The sequence below is a fragment of the Pseudomonas sp. S2_C03 genome (assembly GCF_054668405.1).
Map to the genome: position 1 here is coordinate 1,468,125 of NZ_CP162766.1, position 16,354 is coordinate 1,484,478.

General features: G+C 60.6%; 21 protein-coding genes. 14 read left to right on the forward strand and 7 right to left on the reverse strand.

Annotated features, from left to right (window positions below):
• Positions 1-86 precede the first annotated feature (86 nt).
• From AB4N64_RS06690 to AB4N64_RS06700, 3 genes are all read left to right on the forward strand, one after another.
• A complete protein-coding gene (locus AB4N64_RS06690) occupies positions 87-785 on the forward strand; it encodes an AzlC family ABC transporter permease (protein ID WP_460123222.1) in 699 nt (232 codons plus the stop codon).
• On the forward strand, positions 785-1,096 hold the full coding sequence (locus AB4N64_RS06695) for an AzlD domain-containing protein (RefSeq protein ID WP_460126643.1): 312 nt from the start codon (positions 785-787) through the stop codon (positions 1,094-1,096). The genes AB4N64_RS06690 and AB4N64_RS06695 overlap by 1 nt, the downstream gene beginning before the upstream one ends.
• Positions 1,097-1,161: 65 nt before the next feature.
• Positions 1,162-1,314 carry a hypothetical protein gene (locus AB4N64_RS06700; RefSeq protein ID WP_460123225.1) on the forward strand — a complete coding sequence of 51 codons (153 nt, stop codon included), beginning with the start codon at positions 1,162-1,164 and terminating at the stop codon, positions 1,312-1,314.
• Positions 1,315-1,374: 60 nt separating this feature from the next.
• Here the strand turns inward: AB4N64_RS06700 and AB4N64_RS06705 are convergent, their stop codons facing one another.
• The 4 genes from AB4N64_RS06705 to AB4N64_RS06720 all read right to left on the reverse strand — a co-directional run bounded on the left by AB4N64_RS06705 (position 1,375) and on the right by AB4N64_RS06720 (position 4,526).
• Entirely contained in the window at positions 1,375-1,647 is a 273-nt protein-coding gene (locus AB4N64_RS06705; RefSeq protein WP_460123228.1) for a hypothetical protein, read from the reverse strand.
• A 268-nt stretch (positions 1,648-1,915) separates the two neighbouring features.
• On the reverse strand, positions 1,916-2,629 hold the full coding sequence (locus AB4N64_RS06710; protein WP_460123230.1) for an ABC transporter ATP-binding protein: 714 nt from the start codon (positions 2,627-2,629) through the stop codon (positions 1,916-1,918).
• 3 nt (positions 2,630-2,632) lie between these two features.
• The gene (locus AB4N64_RS06715; protein ID WP_460123232.1) at positions 2,633-3,475 is read right to left on the reverse strand and encodes an ABC transporter permease; all 843 of its coding nucleotides are present in this window, start codon (positions 3,473-3,475) and stop codon (positions 2,633-2,635) included.
• 64 nt (positions 3,476-3,539) lie between these two features.
• Complete coding sequence (locus tag AB4N64_RS06720; RefSeq protein WP_460123234.1) at positions 3,540-4,526, reverse strand: aliphatic sulfonate ABC transporter substrate-binding protein; 987 nt, start codon at positions 4,524-4,526, stop codon at positions 3,540-3,542.
• Positions 4,527-4,823: 297 nt separating this feature from the next.
• Here AB4N64_RS06720 and AB4N64_RS06725 point away from each other — a divergent pair, with 297 nt between their 5' ends.
• Entirely contained in the window at positions 4,824-5,771 is a 948-nt protein-coding gene (locus AB4N64_RS06725; protein ID WP_460123237.1) for an ABC transporter substrate-binding protein, read from the forward strand.
• A gap of 92 nt (positions 5,772-5,863) precedes the next feature.
• Positions 5,864-6,763 (forward strand): polysaccharide deacetylase family protein, encoded by a 900-nt coding sequence (locus tag AB4N64_RS06730; protein WP_460123240.1) that lies wholly within the window; start codon positions 5,864-5,866, stop codon positions 6,761-6,763.
• Here AB4N64_RS06730 and AB4N64_RS06735 read toward each other — a convergent pair.
• On the reverse strand, positions 6,757-7,650 hold the full coding sequence (locus AB4N64_RS06735) for a LysR family transcriptional regulator (protein ID WP_460123242.1): 894 nt from the start codon (positions 7,648-7,650) through the stop codon (positions 6,757-6,759). The genes AB4N64_RS06730 and AB4N64_RS06735 overlap by 7 nt on opposite strands.
• A 127-nt stretch (positions 7,651-7,777) precedes the next feature.
• On the opposite strand from AB4N64_RS06735, the gene AB4N64_RS06740 reads away from it, so the two are divergent.
• The 8 genes from AB4N64_RS06740 to AB4N64_RS06775 all read left to right on the forward strand — a co-directional run bounded on the left by AB4N64_RS06740 (position 7,778) and on the right by AB4N64_RS06775 (position 15,215).
• Positions 7,778-8,926 (forward strand): muconate cycloisomerase family protein, encoded by a 1,149-nt coding sequence (locus AB4N64_RS06740; protein ID WP_460123244.1) that lies wholly within the window; start codon positions 7,778-7,780, stop codon positions 8,924-8,926.
• 10 nt (positions 8,927-8,936) lie between these two features.
• Positions 8,937-9,227 carry a muconolactone Delta-isomerase gene (catC, locus tag AB4N64_RS06745; RefSeq protein WP_460123246.1) on the forward strand — a complete coding sequence of 97 codons (291 nt, stop codon included), beginning with the start codon at positions 8,937-8,939 and terminating at the stop codon, positions 9,225-9,227.
• Positions 9,228-9,281: 54 nt separating this feature from the next.
• The gene (gene catA / locus AB4N64_RS06750) at positions 9,282-10,211 is read left to right on the forward strand and encodes a catechol 1,2-dioxygenase (protein ID WP_460123248.1); all 930 of its coding nucleotides are present in this window, start codon (positions 9,282-9,284) and stop codon (positions 10,209-10,211) included.
• A 149-nt stretch (positions 10,212-10,360) separates the two neighbouring features.
• Positions 10,361-11,317, forward strand: coding sequence for an AraC family transcriptional regulator (locus AB4N64_RS06755; RefSeq protein ID WP_460123251.1), 957 nt, complete (start codon positions 10,361-10,363; stop codon positions 11,315-11,317).
• Between the two features lie 109 nt (positions 11,318-11,426).
• Positions 11,427-12,791 carry a benzoate 1,2-dioxygenase large subunit gene (benA, locus tag AB4N64_RS06760; RefSeq protein WP_460123254.1) on the forward strand — a complete coding sequence of 455 codons (1,365 nt, stop codon included), beginning with the start codon at positions 11,427-11,429 and terminating at the stop codon, positions 12,789-12,791.
• On the forward strand, positions 12,788-13,276 hold the full coding sequence (gene benB / locus AB4N64_RS06765; RefSeq protein WP_460123257.1) for a benzoate 1,2-dioxygenase small subunit: 489 nt from the start codon (positions 12,788-12,790) through the stop codon (positions 13,274-13,276). Before benA ends, benB begins: the two co-directional genes overlap by 4 nt.
• A 10-nt stretch (positions 13,277-13,286) precedes the next feature.
• Complete coding sequence (gene benC / locus AB4N64_RS06770) at positions 13,287-14,300, forward strand: benzoate 1,2-dioxygenase electron transfer component BenC (RefSeq protein WP_460123260.1); 1,014 nt, start codon at positions 13,287-13,289, stop codon at positions 14,298-14,300.
• 141 nt (positions 14,301-14,441) lie between these two features.
• On the forward strand, positions 14,442-15,215 hold the full coding sequence (locus tag AB4N64_RS06775; RefSeq protein ID WP_460123263.1) for a 1,6-dihydroxycyclohexa-2,4-diene-1-carboxylate dehydrogenase: 774 nt from the start codon (positions 14,442-14,444) through the stop codon (positions 15,213-15,215).
• A gap of 1 nt (position 15,216) precedes the next feature.
• Here the strand turns inward: AB4N64_RS06775 and AB4N64_RS06780 are convergent, their stop codons facing one another.
• Positions 15,217-15,579: an NUDIX hydrolase gene (locus tag AB4N64_RS06780; RefSeq protein WP_460123265.1), complete on the reverse strand. Its 363-nt coding sequence runs from the start codon at positions 15,577-15,579 to the stop codon at positions 15,217-15,219.
• A gap of 218 nt (positions 15,580-15,797) precedes the next feature.
• On the opposite strand from AB4N64_RS06780, the gene AB4N64_RS06785 reads away from it, so the two are divergent.
• Positions 15,798-15,986, forward strand: coding sequence for an SPOR domain-containing protein (locus tag AB4N64_RS06785; protein ID WP_460123268.1), 189 nt, complete (start codon positions 15,798-15,800; stop codon positions 15,984-15,986).
• A 102-nt stretch (positions 15,987-16,088) separates the two neighbouring features.
• Here the strand turns inward: AB4N64_RS06785 and AB4N64_RS06790 are convergent, their stop codons facing one another.
• Positions 16,089-16,328: a hypothetical protein gene (locus AB4N64_RS06790; RefSeq protein ID WP_460123271.1), complete on the reverse strand. Its 240-nt coding sequence runs from the start codon at positions 16,326-16,328 to the stop codon at positions 16,089-16,091.
• Positions 16,329-16,354: the final 26 nt, after the last annotated feature.

Here is a 16,354-nt window from a genome sequence, read left to right on the forward strand (position 1 = left end):
TGAACGGAACAGATGCGCAAGATTGTTCAAGCCATTGGCGACGGCAACTGTCACAGTCTGGTGTCTTTCCCCGGTTGTAGAGCGTTATGTCCAATTCACACCTGCCGCGCGCTGCCTTCCTTCGCGGCGCCGTGGCGATCATGCCGCTGTCCCTGGCCACCGCACCCTGGGGGCTGCTGGCTGGCTCCATGGCCATCGAAGCCAATCTCACCCCTCTGCAAGGCCAGGGCTTGTCGAGCATCGTGTTTGCCGGCGCGGCGCAACTGGTGGCCATCGGCATGCTCAAGGGCGGGGCCGGGGTGTTTTCCATTTTGTTGACCACGCTGTTGCTGACTTCCCAGCATTTGCTCTACGGCATGAGCCTGCGTTCGGTCATTGCCCCGCTGCCGGGGCGCTGGCGCGTGGGGTTGGGTTTTTTGCTCACCGACGAGTTGTTTGCCTTGACCAGCCAACACGACAAACAACAGTTCGACCGCTGGTACGCGCTGGGCGTGGGCCTGACGTTCTATATCGCCTGGAACCTCTTCACGCTGGCCGGAATTGTGCTGGGCAGCAGCATTCCAGGGCTGGAACACCTGGGGCTGGACTTCTCCATCGCCGCCACCTTCATTGCGTTGATTACCCCGGTGGTGCGCAACGTGCCGACGGTGGTTTGCGTGGCGGTGTCGCTGTTCTGCTCGGTGCTGTTCAGCTATTGGCAATGGGGTTCGGCGCTGGTGCTGTCCGGGCTGGCGGGGATGACGGCGGGTTTTGTCTGCAACAAACTCCAGGGGGCACGCACATGATGGTCTGGGCCGTGATTTTCGGGATGGGAATCCTGGTGTTCCTCAACCGCTACGTATTCCTCGAGCCTCGCCTGCCGCTGCGTCTGAGCAGCAATGCCCGCCAGTTTCTCGGCTTTGCCGTGCCCGGCATGCTCACGGCGATCTGCGGGCCGATCGTGTTCATGCCCGACAAACAACTGAACCTGCAATGGGACAATCCCTACCTGCTCAGCTCGGTGGTGGCGGTGGGGCTGGTGCTCTACACGCGCAACACCTTGCTGAGCATGCTGTTGAGCATGGGGTTTTTCTTTTTGCTGCGTTGGTTGCTCTGAATCAGGGCAATCGAAACTGATCTACGCTTAAGTTCGATGACCGATCACTGGGGAGGGAGGTGAACATGGCAACTGAACGCAAAAATCCGGACCTGGAAGACGAGGATGAGCCGTCCGAGGAAGAGCTTGCGCGTGAGCGCAAAAAGAACGTGACATGGAAACATGAAGATCGTAGTCAGCTGTCGGAGCGCGATGAAGAGCGGCCTCTGAAACCATGATGAGTAGCTCTCTCCTGTGGGAGCGGGCAAGCCCGCTCCCACAGGGAGGCCGAGCAGATATCACGCGTCGTCCAGCTGCACCACTTCCGGATGCGCCGCCCGATACCCCAGCATCCTGTCGATCCAGGCATTCAACTCGTTGACCCTCACCCGGTGCCCACCCGGGTAGCGTTTGAGCGTTAAACGCAGGGTTTTGTCGATTTCTGCAACGGCGTGCAGGTTTCGGGTGTTTATGTATTGTTCGATAAAACAGTCAAGTCGGTAGTGTTCGGTCTGGGAACGATAAACGCACTCCAGACCGACGACCTGATCCATTGAAAAGTCGTCGCTCATTCAGTTCTCTGCAAGGCTTGATGGAGAAGGGATTTCCTTATTAGTTGACTCTACGGTCATCTGACGACTGTCAGTGGAAATGGTCGCGCATGCTATCGGTAGTTGCTGGGAATGTATCTACGATCAAAGGATTGTCTGACAAGCGGTTAAACGTTTGCGCGGTGTTGCTCTGCGAGTGTTTCTTCAATGAAACACTCTTCTGAAAACAGCTGTTGGATATCACTTTCTCAGCGGCGAAATTGACAGGTTGACCGCTCGCCCGGACGGGTTAAATCACGTGCGCCCGCTGCAACTCAGTCAACGACAAGGCCTTGAGTTGCGCCAGCAACGGGTCACGACGATCACGGGGATGTGCCAGGGGCACTTCCACCTCCTGGCGAATGCGGCTGGGGCGGTTGTCCATGACCAATACCCGGTCGCTGAGGTACAGCGCTTCATCGACGTCGTGGGTCACCAGCAGCAGTGCAATGGCGTGACGTTCGGCCAGTTGCAGTAACAGATCCTGCAATTTCATCCGGGTGAAGGCATCCACGGCGCTGAACGGCTCATCGAGCAGCAGCACGTCGGGTCGCGAATACAGGCCGCGGGCGATGGCAACCCGTTGCGCCATGCCGCCCGACAGCGCCTTGGGCAACGCCTCGGCGAAACCGCTCAAACCCACCTCGTCGATCAGTTGGCCGACCCAGGCCTTGTCGTAGTTGCCATCGGCACTGAAGCCGATGTTTTGCGCCACGGTCAGCCAAGGCATCAAACGTGGTTCCTGGAACACGAACGCGACTTCGCCTGCGTTGCTGCGCAGTTCACCGTGGAAGTCCTGTTCCAGCCCGGCGACGATTCGCAGCAAGGTGCTTTTGCCGCACCCGCTGGGCCCCAGCAGGCTGACGGTTTCCCGGGGTTGCAGTTGCAGGTGGATGTTTTGCAGCACCGTGGTCGAGGCGAAGGTCTTTCGCTCCACGCGGATGTCCAACAAGTGGTCGGTCATGGCTCAATCCTCTGCACGTTGGCCGTTGAAAGTGTCGCGCCAGGTCAGCAAGCGCTTCTCAAGCCCGGCGAGCAGGCCGTCGCTGAGTTTGCCCAGCAGCGCCAGGACGATGATGGCCGCCAGCACGATGTCCGGGCGTGAGGTTTCGCGACCGTCACTGAGCAGGTAACCCAGGCCGCGGGTCGCGGCGATCAATTCCGCGGCCACCAGGAACATCCACGCCAGGCTCAGGCCGCTGCGCAGTCCGGTGAACAGGCCGGGCAGGGCGGCGGGCAACAGGATGCGCCGCACCAGGCGCAGGTGGCTGAAACCGTACATTTGCCCGACTTCCACCAGTTTGCGATCGATGTTGCGGATTGCCGCGACGCCGTTGAGGTACACCGGGAAAAAGGCGCCGATGGCGATCAGGACGATTTTCGAGGTCTCGTCGATGCCCAGCCACAGCAGCAACAGCGGTACCCAGGCCAGGCTCGGAATCGAGCGCAGGCCGGCGAAGGTTGGCTCCAGCCAGGCTTCGGCTTCACGGCTCAAACCGACCCAGGCGGCAAAGACCAGGGCCAGGCTGGCGCCGATGGCGAAACCGAGCAACACGCGCAGCAGGCTGGCGCTGATGTGCTTCCACAAAGGGCCTTCGGCGAGGTCGCCGAGGGTCAGGGCGATCTCGCTGGGAGCGGGCATCTGGTAGGACGGCAGCCAGCCGATCCGTACGACGAATTCCAGCAGCAGAAGAATCAGGACAGGCACGGCTAAGCCCTTGAGACGCAAACGCCAGGCATTGCTCAAGGGCAACGGCGCGCGCCGGGTTGCCGGTCGTTCGATGGGCAGGGTTTTGCTTTTGCTGGTCATGGGGTTCTCCAGTGACGACGAATCCGCGACGGGCGCGGATTCGGGCTCTCCCGTAGGCGGTTGTTTACTGACGAGCCACGGTGTCCTTGAAGCCAGTGTCGATCAGTTGGTCGATGACCTGGTCGACATTTACCCCGCGACGCACCAGTTCCTCGGACACCAGGATCGGGGCGGCAGCCTTTGAAGCGATGACGTCCCGGGCGGTCAATTGCGGGCTGCCAAGATCCGTGCGCGACAGTTGCAGCTTGGCAACGTCCAGCGGCAGGCCGGATTCGCTGGCGAGCAGCTTCGCCAGTTCATCAGGGTTTTTCACCGCCCATTCACGGGCCTGTTCGTACGCCTTGAGGACGGTCTGGATGGTTTGCGGGTGTTCTTTCGCATAACGCTCAGTGACGCTGATGACGCCGTAGCTATTGAAGTTGGTGTTGCGATACAGCAGGCGCGAACCGGCCTGGACTTCGCTGGCGGCCATATGCGGATCGAGGCCGGCCCAAGCGTCGACGTCACCTTTTTCCAGCGCGGTGCGGCCATCCGGATGCTGCAGGTGCACCAGTTCCACATCGTTCTTGCTCAGGCCAGCCTGCTGCAGGCTGCGCAGGGTGAACAAGTAGGGGTCAGTGCCCTTGGTGGCGGCGATTTTCTTGCCTTTGAGGTCGGCGACGGTCTTGTAGGGTGAGTCCTTGCGTACGACCAGGGCCGTCCATTCGGCGCGGCTGTAGACGTACACCGATTTGATCGGGCTGCCATTGGCGCGGCTGAGCACGGCGGCCAGGCTGGCGGAGGAAGCGAAGTCGACGCCACCGCTGTTGAGGTATTCCAGCGAGCGGTTGCTGCCCTGGCTCAACACCCAGGTGACCTTGGTCTGGGGCAGGGCTTTTTCCAGAAAACCCTGGTGTTTGAGCGCCAGGCTGACCGGCGAGTAATAGGCGTAATCCAGGTGCACTTCGGCAGGCTGTGGCTGCGCCGCCTGTGCCACGGGTTGCAGGCCGAGAAGCAGGGCGCAGGCGCCCAGCAAGGATCTGACAAACGGAAAACGGGCGGTGGAATTCATCGGGTTGGCTCCGGCAAGGCGTTGAGCTTTCTTATTTCCGAAAGCATGTTTTTATGAAGTGTTCCTATCAAAATGGAATATTGCAGGCTCTGTGCCATATCCGCGATGGGCCGGTTTTGAAGGGGCTTGCACCCGCATCCTGGTCTGGGCGCTGTTGATGGGAAAACACTCTGTCGACCCACTGTTGCTGGGTAAACAGTGACGATGGGCGGTCATGAACTTATGCATAAATAGAATTTAAAAAGCTGTTGTTGAGAGCGTTATGGTCTATGCCACTCACTCCCAAGGAACGCTTCGATGAACCTGTCTCGCTTTGTTCGCGGTCTGTTGACCAGCGCATTGTTTGCTACGCCTGTGGCCTACGCCGCCGATTCTGTCGTCCTGCACATCGGCGATCAGAACTACTACAACGTGCGTGCTTCGGTTGAGGCATCGGGGGTGCTCGAAGGCGCGCCTTACACCGTCGACTGGAAACACTTCCAGGCAGCCGCGCCGCTGGCCGAAGCGTTGAACACGGGCGCGCTGGACGTGGGGTTTCTCGGTGATTCGGGTTTCCTGTTTCTCGCCGCCAAGCAGGCACCGGTGAAACTCATCGGCGTATCCCGGCAGAACCCGGACACCATCGCGTTGCTGGTGCCCAAGGATTCACCGGTCAAGACCATTGCCGATCTCAAGGGCAAGAAAGTCGCCTACTGGCCCGGCGCCTGGAGCCAGCAACTGACCTTGCGAGCATTGCAGCAGGCCAACCTGCCGGAAGACTACGTCGACTTCATCAAATTGATGCCAATCGATGCCGCCGCCGCGTTGCCGCAGGGCAGTATCGACGCCTTTCCGGTGTGGGAGCCCTACATCTCCCAGCAGATTCTGTTCTCCGGTGCCCGACCGATTATCACCGCAAAAAACCTCATGCCCGGGCTGAGCGCCATCGCTGCCTCGACGCCGTCCATCGACAGCAAGCGTGAAGCCATCGCCGACTTCCTGGTGCGCGTGAAAAAGGCCCGGGCGTGGGTCGACAGTCACACCGACGAATACGCCGACCTGTGGGCGAAAAAAGCCAATCTCGATCAGAACGTCTCGCGTCACTGGTTGCGCCAGGCGCACATGACCATCGGCCCGGTTGACGCCCAGGCCGCCAAGGACCTGCAAAGTACGGCGGACTTCCTGTTCAGCGTCAAGGCACTGCCTGCGGCGCTGGCAACGGCGCCGATCATCGATGCTTCGTTCGAGCAGGCACTCACCCGGTAACCAATGCCCGCGGCACCGGAACCAAAGCCCGTGTACCCTGATCCAACCCGCGGCCCGCACACCCGTGCGGCCCCACGGTCTGGACGCTCTTCATGAAACAACTGTTGAATCTATTCGGCGCACTCGCCATTGCCGCAGGCCTGGCAGGGTGCATCGCCGCGCCCATCGAGTTGACGCCGCAGACCGAACAACGCCTGCGCCAGCAGGCCCCGATTCGTTTCCTGCTGACGTTCGACGATGGTCCCAGCGCTTCGAGCTTCTGGAACCCGACCATGACCGTGCTCGACAGCCTGGCCAGCAATCCGGTGCAACCGAACCTCAAGGCGGTTTTTTTTGTTCAGACCGGTGCGCCGCGGGCCGGCGATAGCGATATCGGACGTGAGGTCATGCGCCGTGAGCACGCCGAAGGGCAGATCCTTGGTTTCCACACCGCAACTCACTGGCACACCAACCACCGTTCCCTGAGCCCGGAGGAACTGGAGCAGTCGTTGAGCAAGGGCAGTGCCGACATCGCCGCCATCACCGGTACGGCACCGACCCTCGTGCGCCCGCCGTTCTGGAACTACGACAAACGTGTGTTCGCCGCCTATCAACGACACGGCATGCACGTGTTGCTCACCGACTTGAGCGCCAACGACGGCAAAGTCTGGGGGTTCAATGCCAGCCCGCGGCGGCGCGCGAATTTTCTGCGTTCGATGTCCGAACTGCGTGAGCGCATCGCCCTGGGCGAACTGCCGACCGTCGAGGGGGTGATTCCCGTGGTGGTGACCTTCCACGATCTCAACCGCTACAGCGCCCGACATGCCCGCGAATACCTGCAAATCCTCCTGGACAGCGCCCAGGCGAGCGGTGTGAAAGTCGACGGTAAACCGTTTTACGACGACCAGGCGCAGTTGCTGCGTGCGGCCATGGCACGCACGGTTGGCGATAGCTCACAGGCCGTCAAATTGCCGGGGATCTGGAACTGGATCTGGGATGGTGACAGTCATTGAGGGAGGCTGTGCGGCTGTAATTGCTCGATCATCCGCAGGCAATGATTCAGCCCCGGCGACACATCGCCCACGCGCCGACTGAGGATGATCGGTGAGGTCGCGTTGTCTTCCAGCAGCGGGGTGAAGCCGATGTCGTCGCGGTGCAGCAATTGCACCGAGGCCGGCACCAGGGTCACGCCGATGCCCGCGCCCACCAGGCCGATGGCGGTTTGCAGTTCGTTGGTCCATTGCGCGACGTGAATGCTCACGCCCTGGGATTCGAAGAGGGCAATGACATGATCGGCGTAGCTGGGGCGCGGGTTGCCGGGGTAGAGCACGAAAGGTTCTTTGGCCAGGTCCCGCAGGCTGATGGGACCGGCCAGTAGACGGTGCCCGGCGGGCAGGGCAGCCACCAGGCGGTCTTGCCTCAGCACCGTCTGGATGATCGCGGGGTCGTCGATGCGGATGCGGCCGAAACCGATGTCGATGCGCCCGGCCTTCAGGGCCTGCACCTGTTGCAAGGTGGTCATCTCCGACAGCCCCAGCTCCAGCTCCAACGGCTCCCCGCTGCGCAGGCGGCGGATCAGTTCGGGCAGCAAGCCATAAAGGGTAGAGGGGGCGAACCCGATGCCCAGCCAGGTTTTTTCGCCCAGGCCGATCCGCCGCGTGTTATCGCAGACCTTGCCCAGTTGTTCGAGCAGCGCCGTCGAGTGTTCGTGGAAAAACCGCCCGGCGTCGGTCAACTTCAGGGGGCGCCCCCGCTCGAGCAGCAATACCCCCAACTCGTCTTCCAGTTGCTGGATCTGTCGGCTCAAGGGCGGCTGGGCAATGTGCAGCAGCTCAGCGGCGCGGGTGAAATTCAGTGTTTGAGCCAGCACCTGGAAATACCGCAGGTGACGCAGTTCCATGGGACCTCCGTGAAAAGTGTCTGTGGATACCTTAAAGGTATCAAGCAAGACCAATTCTATATTGGCCTCCGGAAAAAAGCCGTACCAGAATCGGTTCCAGAACTTTAAGAACCTGACGGGTATTGAAATGCTTGCTACCGCCATTGAGTCGATCGAGACGATTATTGTCGACCTGCCGACCATCCGCCCGCACAAGCTGGCCATGCACACCATGCAGAACCAGACCCTGGTGATCATCCGCGTACGCTGTGCCGATGGCATCGAAGGCATCGGTGAATCCACCACCATCGGTGGCCTGGCGTATGGCAACGAAAGCCCGGACAGCATCAAGACCAACATCGACACACACTTCGCGCCGCTGCTGCTTGGTCAGGACAGCGCCAATGTGAACGCGGCGATGTTGCGCCTGGAGCGCAGCATCCGGGGCAATACCTTCGCCAAGTCCGGCATCGAAACCGCGCTGCTCGACGCCCAGGGCAAACGCCTGGGCCTGCCGGTCAGCGAGTTGCTCGGTGGTCGTGTGCGCGACGCGCTGCCGGTGGCCTGGACCCTGGCCAGCGGTGACACCGCAAAAGACATCGCCGAAGCCGAGAAAATGCTCGACCTGCGCCGCCATCGCATCTTCAAGCTGAAAATCGGCGCGGGTGAAGTCAATCGCGACCTGGCCCACGTCATTGCTATCAAGAAAGCCCTGGGCGACCGCGCCAGCGTGCGGGTCGACGTCAACCAGGCCTGGGACGAAGCAGTGGCGCTTCGCGCTTGCCGAGTTCTGGGAACTAACGGCATCGATCTGATCGAACAGCCGATATCGCGCAACAACCGTGCGGGCATGGCACGCCTGAATGCCATGAGCCCGGCGCCAATCATGGCTGACGAATCCATTGAGTGCGTGGAAGACGCGTTCAACCTGGCCCGCGAAGGTGCGGCCTCGGTGTTTGCCCTGAAGATCGCCAAGAACGGTGGCCCCCGTGCCGTGCTACGCACCGCCGCCATCGCCGAAGCAGCCGGTATCGCGTTGTACGGCGGCACCATGCTTGAAGGAGGCCTGGGCACCATGGCGTCGGCACATGCCTTTGTCACCCTGAACAAACTGGCGTGGGACACCGAGTTGTTCGGTCCGCTGCTGCTGACCGAAGACATTCTCAGCGAACCGCTGATTTATCGAGATTTCGAGTTGCACGTGCCGAATACACCAGGTTTGGGATTGAACCTGGATGAAGAACGCCTGGCGTTTTTCCGTCGCGACAAAACATCCACTGCCATTCATCCCGTCTGAGGAGAGCATTATGCTGTTCCACGTAAAGATGACCGTGAATTTGCCGGTCGACATGAATCCGGAAGCCGCCGCCAGGCTCAAGGCCGACGAGAAAGCCCTGGCCCAGCGCCTGCAGGAGCAAGGCAAGTGGCGCCACCTGTGGCGCATTGCCGGCCATTACGCCAATTACAGCGTGTTCGATGTCGACAGCGTCCAGGAGCTGCATGATCTACTCATGCAATTGCCGCTGTTCCCATACATGGCCATCGAGATCGATGCGTTGTGCCGCCATCCTTCTTCGATCCGAGACGACGATCGCTGAACCCAGCCTGTTCAGCCTGCTTCGACCATAATTACAAGATGAGGAACCCACCAAATGAACGTCAAGATTTCCCAGACTGCCCACGCCCAGAAATTTCTCGAAGACGCCAGCGGCCTGCTCAATGACGCCGGCAATCCACGGGTCAAAGCGTTGATCCACCGCATCCTGCGCGATTCGGTGAACATCATCGAAGACCTGGCGGTGACCCCGGAAGAATTCTGGAAAGCCGTCAACTACCTCAACGTGCTGGGCGCGCGCCAGGAAGCCGGGCTGGTAGTAGCCGGGCTCGGCCTGGAACACTACCTTGACATGCTGATGGACGCCGAAGACGAGCAGGCCGGTAAAGCCGGCGGCACCCCTCGCACCATCGAAGGCCCGCTGTACGTGGCCGGTGCACCGTTGTCCCAGGGTGAAGCGCGCCTGGATGATGGCGTCGATCCGGGCGTGACCCTGTTCATGCAGGGTCGGGTGTTCAACACCGCTGGCGAACCGCTGGCCGGCGCCGTGGTGGATGTGTGGCACGCCAACACTGGCGGCACTTATTCGTACTTCGATACCACGCAATCGGAATTCAACCTGCGTCGCCGCATCGTCACCGATGCTGAAGGCCGTTATCGTTTTCGCAGCATCGTGCCGTCGGGCTACGGTTGCCCGCCGGACGGTCCGACCCAGCAACTGCTCGATCAACTGGGCCGTCATGGCCAGCGCCCGGCGCATATTCACTTCTTCATCTCGGCGCCGGATCATCGCCACCTGACCACCCAGATCAACCTCGACGGCGACCAATACCTGCACGATGATTTCGCCTACGCCACCCGCGACGAGCTGATCGCCAAAATCACCTTCAGCGAAGACCAGGCCCGAGCAGCGGCCCACGGTGTGAGCGGGCGGTTTGCCGAGATCGATTTCGATTTCACCCTGCAGGGTTCGGCGCAGCCGCAAGAGCAGCAGCGGCATGAGCGGGTGCGTGCCCTCGAAGATTGATGGCCCTCACCCCTGTAGGAGCGAGCATGCTCGCGATGGACGCAAAGACTCCGCGGGGCATCAGGTGCCCCGCGTTATCGTTGACGACCATCGCGAGCATGCTCGCTCCTACAGGTATATGATTTAACGCATAACAACCCGAGTACCCGATGATGCAAGCGCCACTACTCAGTCAGCGCAGCGCCGTGTTCGATCATGCCGACCCGTATGCGGTGTCCGGCTACGTCAACCAGCATGTCGGTAATCATTGCATCCTGATGCCGCGTACCGGGCAGCCGTTGGCCAGTCTCAATCACCGCAAGTTCGCAAGCCTCGACCTGTGCCGCATCAGTTACGGCGCCAGTGTGCGAGTCACCTCTGGTGCCCTGGAGAGCATCTATCACCTGCAAGTGCTGCTGCGGGGCAATTGCCTGTGGCGTGGGTACGGTCAGGAGCATTACTTCGCCCCCGGCGAGCTGCTGTTGATCAACCCCGATGACCCGGTGGACCTGACGTACTCCGCCGACTGCGAAAAATTTATCCTCAAGGTCCCGACCCCGCTGCTCGAATCAGTGTGCGACGAGCAGCGCTGGCGTTATCCGGGGCGGGGCGTGCGGTTTCTCGAGAACCGCTACCAGCTCGACGAACTGGAAGGATTTGTCGGTCTGCTGGCAATGATCTGTCAGGAAGCCGAAGCCAGTACGCCGATGCCCAAAGTTCAGGAGCACTACGCGCAGATCATTGTCAGCAAGATGCTCACCCTGATGCAGACCAATGTCAGTCGCCTGGACATCGGTTCACAGACGGCCACCTTCGACGCCATCGCAGACTACATCGCCAGCCATCTCAAGCATGACCTCGACAGTGAAGACCTGGCCCGCCAGGCGCACATGAGCGTGCGTTCGCTGTATGGGCTGTTCGAGCGCAATGCCGCCACCACGCCCAAAAACTACATCCGCCGCAAACGTCTCGAGCGCATCCATGCCTGCCTGAGCGACCCGACCTGCCACGTGCGCAGCGTCACCGAAGTGGCGATGGACTACGGTTTCCTGCACCTGGGCCGTTTCGCCGACAGTTACCGTAAACAGTTTGGCGAATTACCGTCCGACACCCTCAAGCGCCGTTGATCCCGGCTTCTGCACAAAACGGATAAAGGTCTGCACCCCGCGGATAGTCCACCCCATTGCCCCGTCCTAGCATGAGCCTGCCTGAACAATAACAATGGAGGCGGTGGCCATGACCCTGCGACCTGAATACCTTCACGCCTTGCTCGAAGATGATCCTGAACAAGGCGTCTATCGCTGCAAACGCGAGATGTTCACCGATCCGCGCCTGTTCGACCTGGAGATGCAGCACATCTTCGAAGGCAACTGGTTGTACCTGGCGCACGAAAGCCAGATTCCCAACGTCAACGATTTCTACACCACCACCATGGGGCGCCAGTCGATCTTCATCGCGCGCAACAAGGACGGTGTGCTCAATGCCTTCATCAACGCCTGCAGTCACCGTGGTGCGACCCTGTGCCGGCACAAGTCCGGCAACAAGAGTTCCTATACCTGCCCGTTCCATGGCTGGACCTTCAACAACTCCGGCAAGCTGCTTAAAGTCAAAGACCCGGCCAATGCCGGTTATCCATCGAGTTTCAACTGCGACGGTTCCCACGACCTGACCAAGGTGGCGCGCTTCGAGTCCTATCGTGGTTTCCTGTTCGGCAGCCTCAAGGCCGATGTACTGCCGTTGGTCGAGCATCTGGGCGAGTCGGCGAAAATCATCGACATGATCGTCGATCAATCCCCCGAAGGCCTGGAAGTGCTGCGCGGTTCGTCCAGCTACATCTACGAAGGCAACTGGAAACTCACCGCCGAAAACGGCGCCGATGGCTACCACGTCAGCTCAGTGCACTGGAACTATGCCGCCACCCAGAACCAGCGCAAGCAGCGCGAGGCCGGTGACAGCAACCCGACCATGAGCGCCGGTAGCTGGGCGAAGCAGGGAGGTGGTTTCTACTCCTTCGACAAGGGCCATATGCTGCTCTGGACGCGCTGGGCCAACCCCGAGGATCGCCCACTGTACGAGCGTCGCGATGAACTGGCGCAGGATTTTGGCCAGGCGCGCGCCGACTGGATGATCGAGAACTCGCGCAACCTGTGCCTGTACCCCAACGTCTACCTGATGGACCAGTTCAGCTCGCAGATTCGCATTGCCCGGCCGATCTCGGTGGACCGCACGGAAATCACCATCTACTGCGTCGCGCCCAAGGGTGAAAGCGACCACGCACGCGCCAGTCGCATCCGTCAGTACGAGGACTTCTTCAACGTCAGCGGCATGGCCACTCCCGACGATCTGGAAGAGTTCCGCTCCTGCCAGACCAGCTATCAAGGCAGCGTCACCACCTGGAACGACATGTCCCGTGGCGCCGAGCACTGGATCGAAGGTGCCGACGACGCCGCAAAGGAAATCGACTTGCATCCACTGCTCAGTGGCGTGCGCACTGAAGACGAAGGTCTGTTCGTGCTGCAGCACAAATACTGGCAGCAAACCATGCTCAAGGCCTTGGCGGTCGAGCAATCGAAGTTGATCGCCGTGGAGGATGTGCAATGAACATTTCCCACGACACCGTGCGCGATTTTCTCTACCGCGAAGCGCGCTATCTCGATGACCGGCAATGGGACGAATGGCTGGAACTGTACGCCGCCGACGCGACATTCTGGATGCCATCCTGGGACGACAACGACGAGCTGACCGAAGACCCGCAGCGGGAAATTTCGTTGATCTGGTACGGCAACCGCACAGGCCTCGAAGACCGGGTTTTCCGTATCAAGACCGAGCGTTCCAGTGCCAGCGTGCCGGACACCCGCACCTCCCACAATATCAGCAACATCGAGCTGCTGGAGCAGACCGACGGCGTGTGCAAGGTGCGCTGCAACTGGCACACCCTGAGCTTTCGCTACAAGACCGTCGACAGCTACTTCGGCAGCAGTTTCTACACCCTGGACATGCGCGGCGAAAACCCGCTGATCCTGGCCAAGAAAGTGATCCTGAAGAACGACTACGTTCGTCAGGTCATCGATGTTTACCACTTGTGAGGGCGACGTCATGACTCATTCCATCGCATTCAATTTTGAAGACGGCGTCACCCGTTTCATCGACGCCAATGTGGGCGAGACCGTGGCCGATGCCGCCTACCGCCAGGGCATCAACATCCCGCTCGATTGCCGCGACGGCGCCTGTGGCACCTGCAAGTGTTTTGCCGAAGCTGGCCAGTACGACCTGGGCGAGGAGTACATCGAAGACGCCCTCAGCGCCGAAGAGGCCGAGCGGGGTTTCGTCCTGACCTGCCAGATGCGCGCGCAGAGCGATTGTGTGGTACGAGTGCCGACATCCTCCGAAGTCTGCCGCACCCGTCAGGCCAGTTTTGAGGCGACCATCAGCGCCGTTCGCCAGTTGTCCGACAGCACCATCGCGCTGTCGATCAAGGACGAGTCGTTGAGCAAGCTGGCGTTTCTGCCGGGCCAGTATGTGAACCTGGGGATTCCCGGTAGCGAGCAGACGCGTGCCTATTCATTCAGCTCCTTGCAGCGCGATGGCGAAGTGAGCTTCCTGATTCGCAATGTGCCGGGTGGCCTGATGAGCAGCTTTCTCACCGGCATGGCCAAGGCCGGCGACCGCATGCGCCTGGCAGGTCCCTTGGGCAGTTTTTACCTGCGCGACATTCGCAGGCCGTTGTTGCTGCTCGCCGGCGGCACCGGGCTGGCGCCGTTCACCGCGATGCTGGAGAAGATTGCCGAGCAGGGCAGTGAGTACCCGCTGCATTTGATCTACGGCGTGACCCACGATTTCGACTTGGTGGAACTCGATCGCCTGGAAGCCTTCGCTGCGCGCATCCCCAACTTCACCTACAGCGCCTGCGTGGCCAGCCCCGACAGCCAGCATCCGCTCAAGGGCTACGTCACCCAGCACATCGAGCCGCAGCATTTGAACGACGGCGACGTCGACGTCTACCTGTGCGGCCCGCCGCCGATGGTGGAAGCGGTGAGCAAGTACATAGGCGAGCAGGGCATCACGCCAGCGAATTTCTACTTCGAGAAATTCGCCGCCAGCGCGGCGTAACTGAATTGTCCCCCCGTGGGAGCGGGCTTGCTCGCGATGAGGTCGGCACATCCAACATTGATGTTGCCTGACCCACCGCTTTTGCGAGCAAGCCCGCTCCCAAAGTTGACTGTGTCGAATTTGAACGTTGTGGGAGTACACATGAACCGTTTCCAGGAAAAAGTCGCCCTGATCACCGGCGCCGCCCAAGGCATCGGTCGCCGGGTCGCCGAACGCATGGCGGCCGAGGGCGCCCGGTTGATCCTGGTGGATCGCTCCGAGCTGGTGTTCGAAGTGCAGCAGCAACTGTCTGGCAGTTGCCAGGTGTTGGCCCTGACCGCTGACCTTGAGCAATATGAGGAGTGCAGCCGAGTCATGCAAACCGCCGTCGAGCGGTTCGGTCGGCTCGATGTGCTGGTCAACAATGTGGGCGGCACCATTTGGGCCAAGCCGTTCGAGCACTACGAGGCAGCGCAGATCGAGGCCGAAGTGCGTCGCTCACTGTTTCCGACCCTGTGGTGTTGCCATGCGGCGCTGCCGTACATGCTGGAGCAGGGCAGCGGGGCGATCGTCAACGTGTCATCGATTGCCACTCGCAGCGTCAATCGCGTGCCCTACGGTGCGGCCAAAGGTGGGGTCAATGCGTTGACCGCCTGCCTGGCATTCGAGACCGCCGGGCGCGGGGTGCGGGTCAATGCCACGGCACCGGGGGGCACCGAAGCACCGCCAAGGCTGATCCCGCGTAACAACGCCCAGCAGAGCCCGCAGGAAAAAGTCTGGTACGAGCAGATCGTCGATCAGACCTTGGACAGCAGCTTGATGAAGCGTTATGGAACGCTGGATGAGCAGGCGGGCGCGATTCTGTTCCTGGCCAGTGACGAGGCGTCGTATATCACCGGCGTTACCCTTCCGGTCGGGGGTGGCGATCTCGGCTGAGTTACAGGCGTCGTTGAAACGCCTTGACGATCCTGAGCGTCGCATCGCTGGCATCCAGGTTCTGCACGGCATTCAGCGGATACCACTGGCAGTCGAAGATCTCATTCAACGGGCGCGCCTCGTCCAGGTTCAACACCGACGCCTCGAACACGTGGTGTCGAGTGTTGCCGGCTTCGAGCTGCATCAGGTACAGCACGTCATCGACGGCCAGGCCGGTTTCTTCCTGTAATTCACGCACGGCCGCGCTCGCGTGGGTCTCGCCTCGCTCGACTTTTCCGCCGGGCAGCGTCCAACGACATTTGGGCTTGCGAACCAGGAGGACGTGCCGGTCCTGCTCGCAAATGACGGTTGCGCGTACTTTCATGGGGTGCCTAATAGCTCAGTGCCACAATTATGTCATAAAAATGCAATATTTGAGCCGTCGCCAATACTTCGCGGCTTATAGGGGGTTTGAGAGGGTGCTTGAAACAAAAGTGCAATCTAATATTGGATCCTCACACGACGTCTGGTCCGCATTGGTGCAGGAAGGGGTGTAAGGTAGCCGAGTCAGTGCTCAAAGACGTGACCGAAAGGAGGTGGCTTATGAGCGTTCCGATGCTGAACAAGATGCACATGAACGGCTATGACGTAGTCAGTGTGAACAACGGCCCTTGGCGGGTCTGCACCCCGGGCGACCGGCTGGGCGCCTTTGACAGTCGGGAAGAGGCGCTGGCGTTTGCGGCGTCTTTGCCGGGGTACAGGCCGCGTGCCAAAAAAACCAATGCCCACTGAAGGGCTTTGCTGTGGGGGCGGGCTTGCTCGCGAAAGCGGTGGGCCAGTTCCATGCTTGTCGGTTGACACACCGCATCGCGAGCAAGCTCGCTCCTACAGTTGTCAGGCAGGCTTATTGCGACTGATCACCTTCGCCTTCACTTCCTCGGCATACCCTGCCAGCCGTTGTTCATCTCCCTGAAACAGATCGCATAACCTGTGAACGGCCTGCGCATCCACGTCATTACCCGACTGTCGCAGTTGTTCCGCCAGGCGCAACAGCTCCACCGCCGACCACCTCAAGTCCGAGGCAATGCCCTGCAAGTCCCGCCGCAGTTCGTTTTCAGATTCATTGAGCCACATGATGATCTCCCGAAAATGCTCGCTAC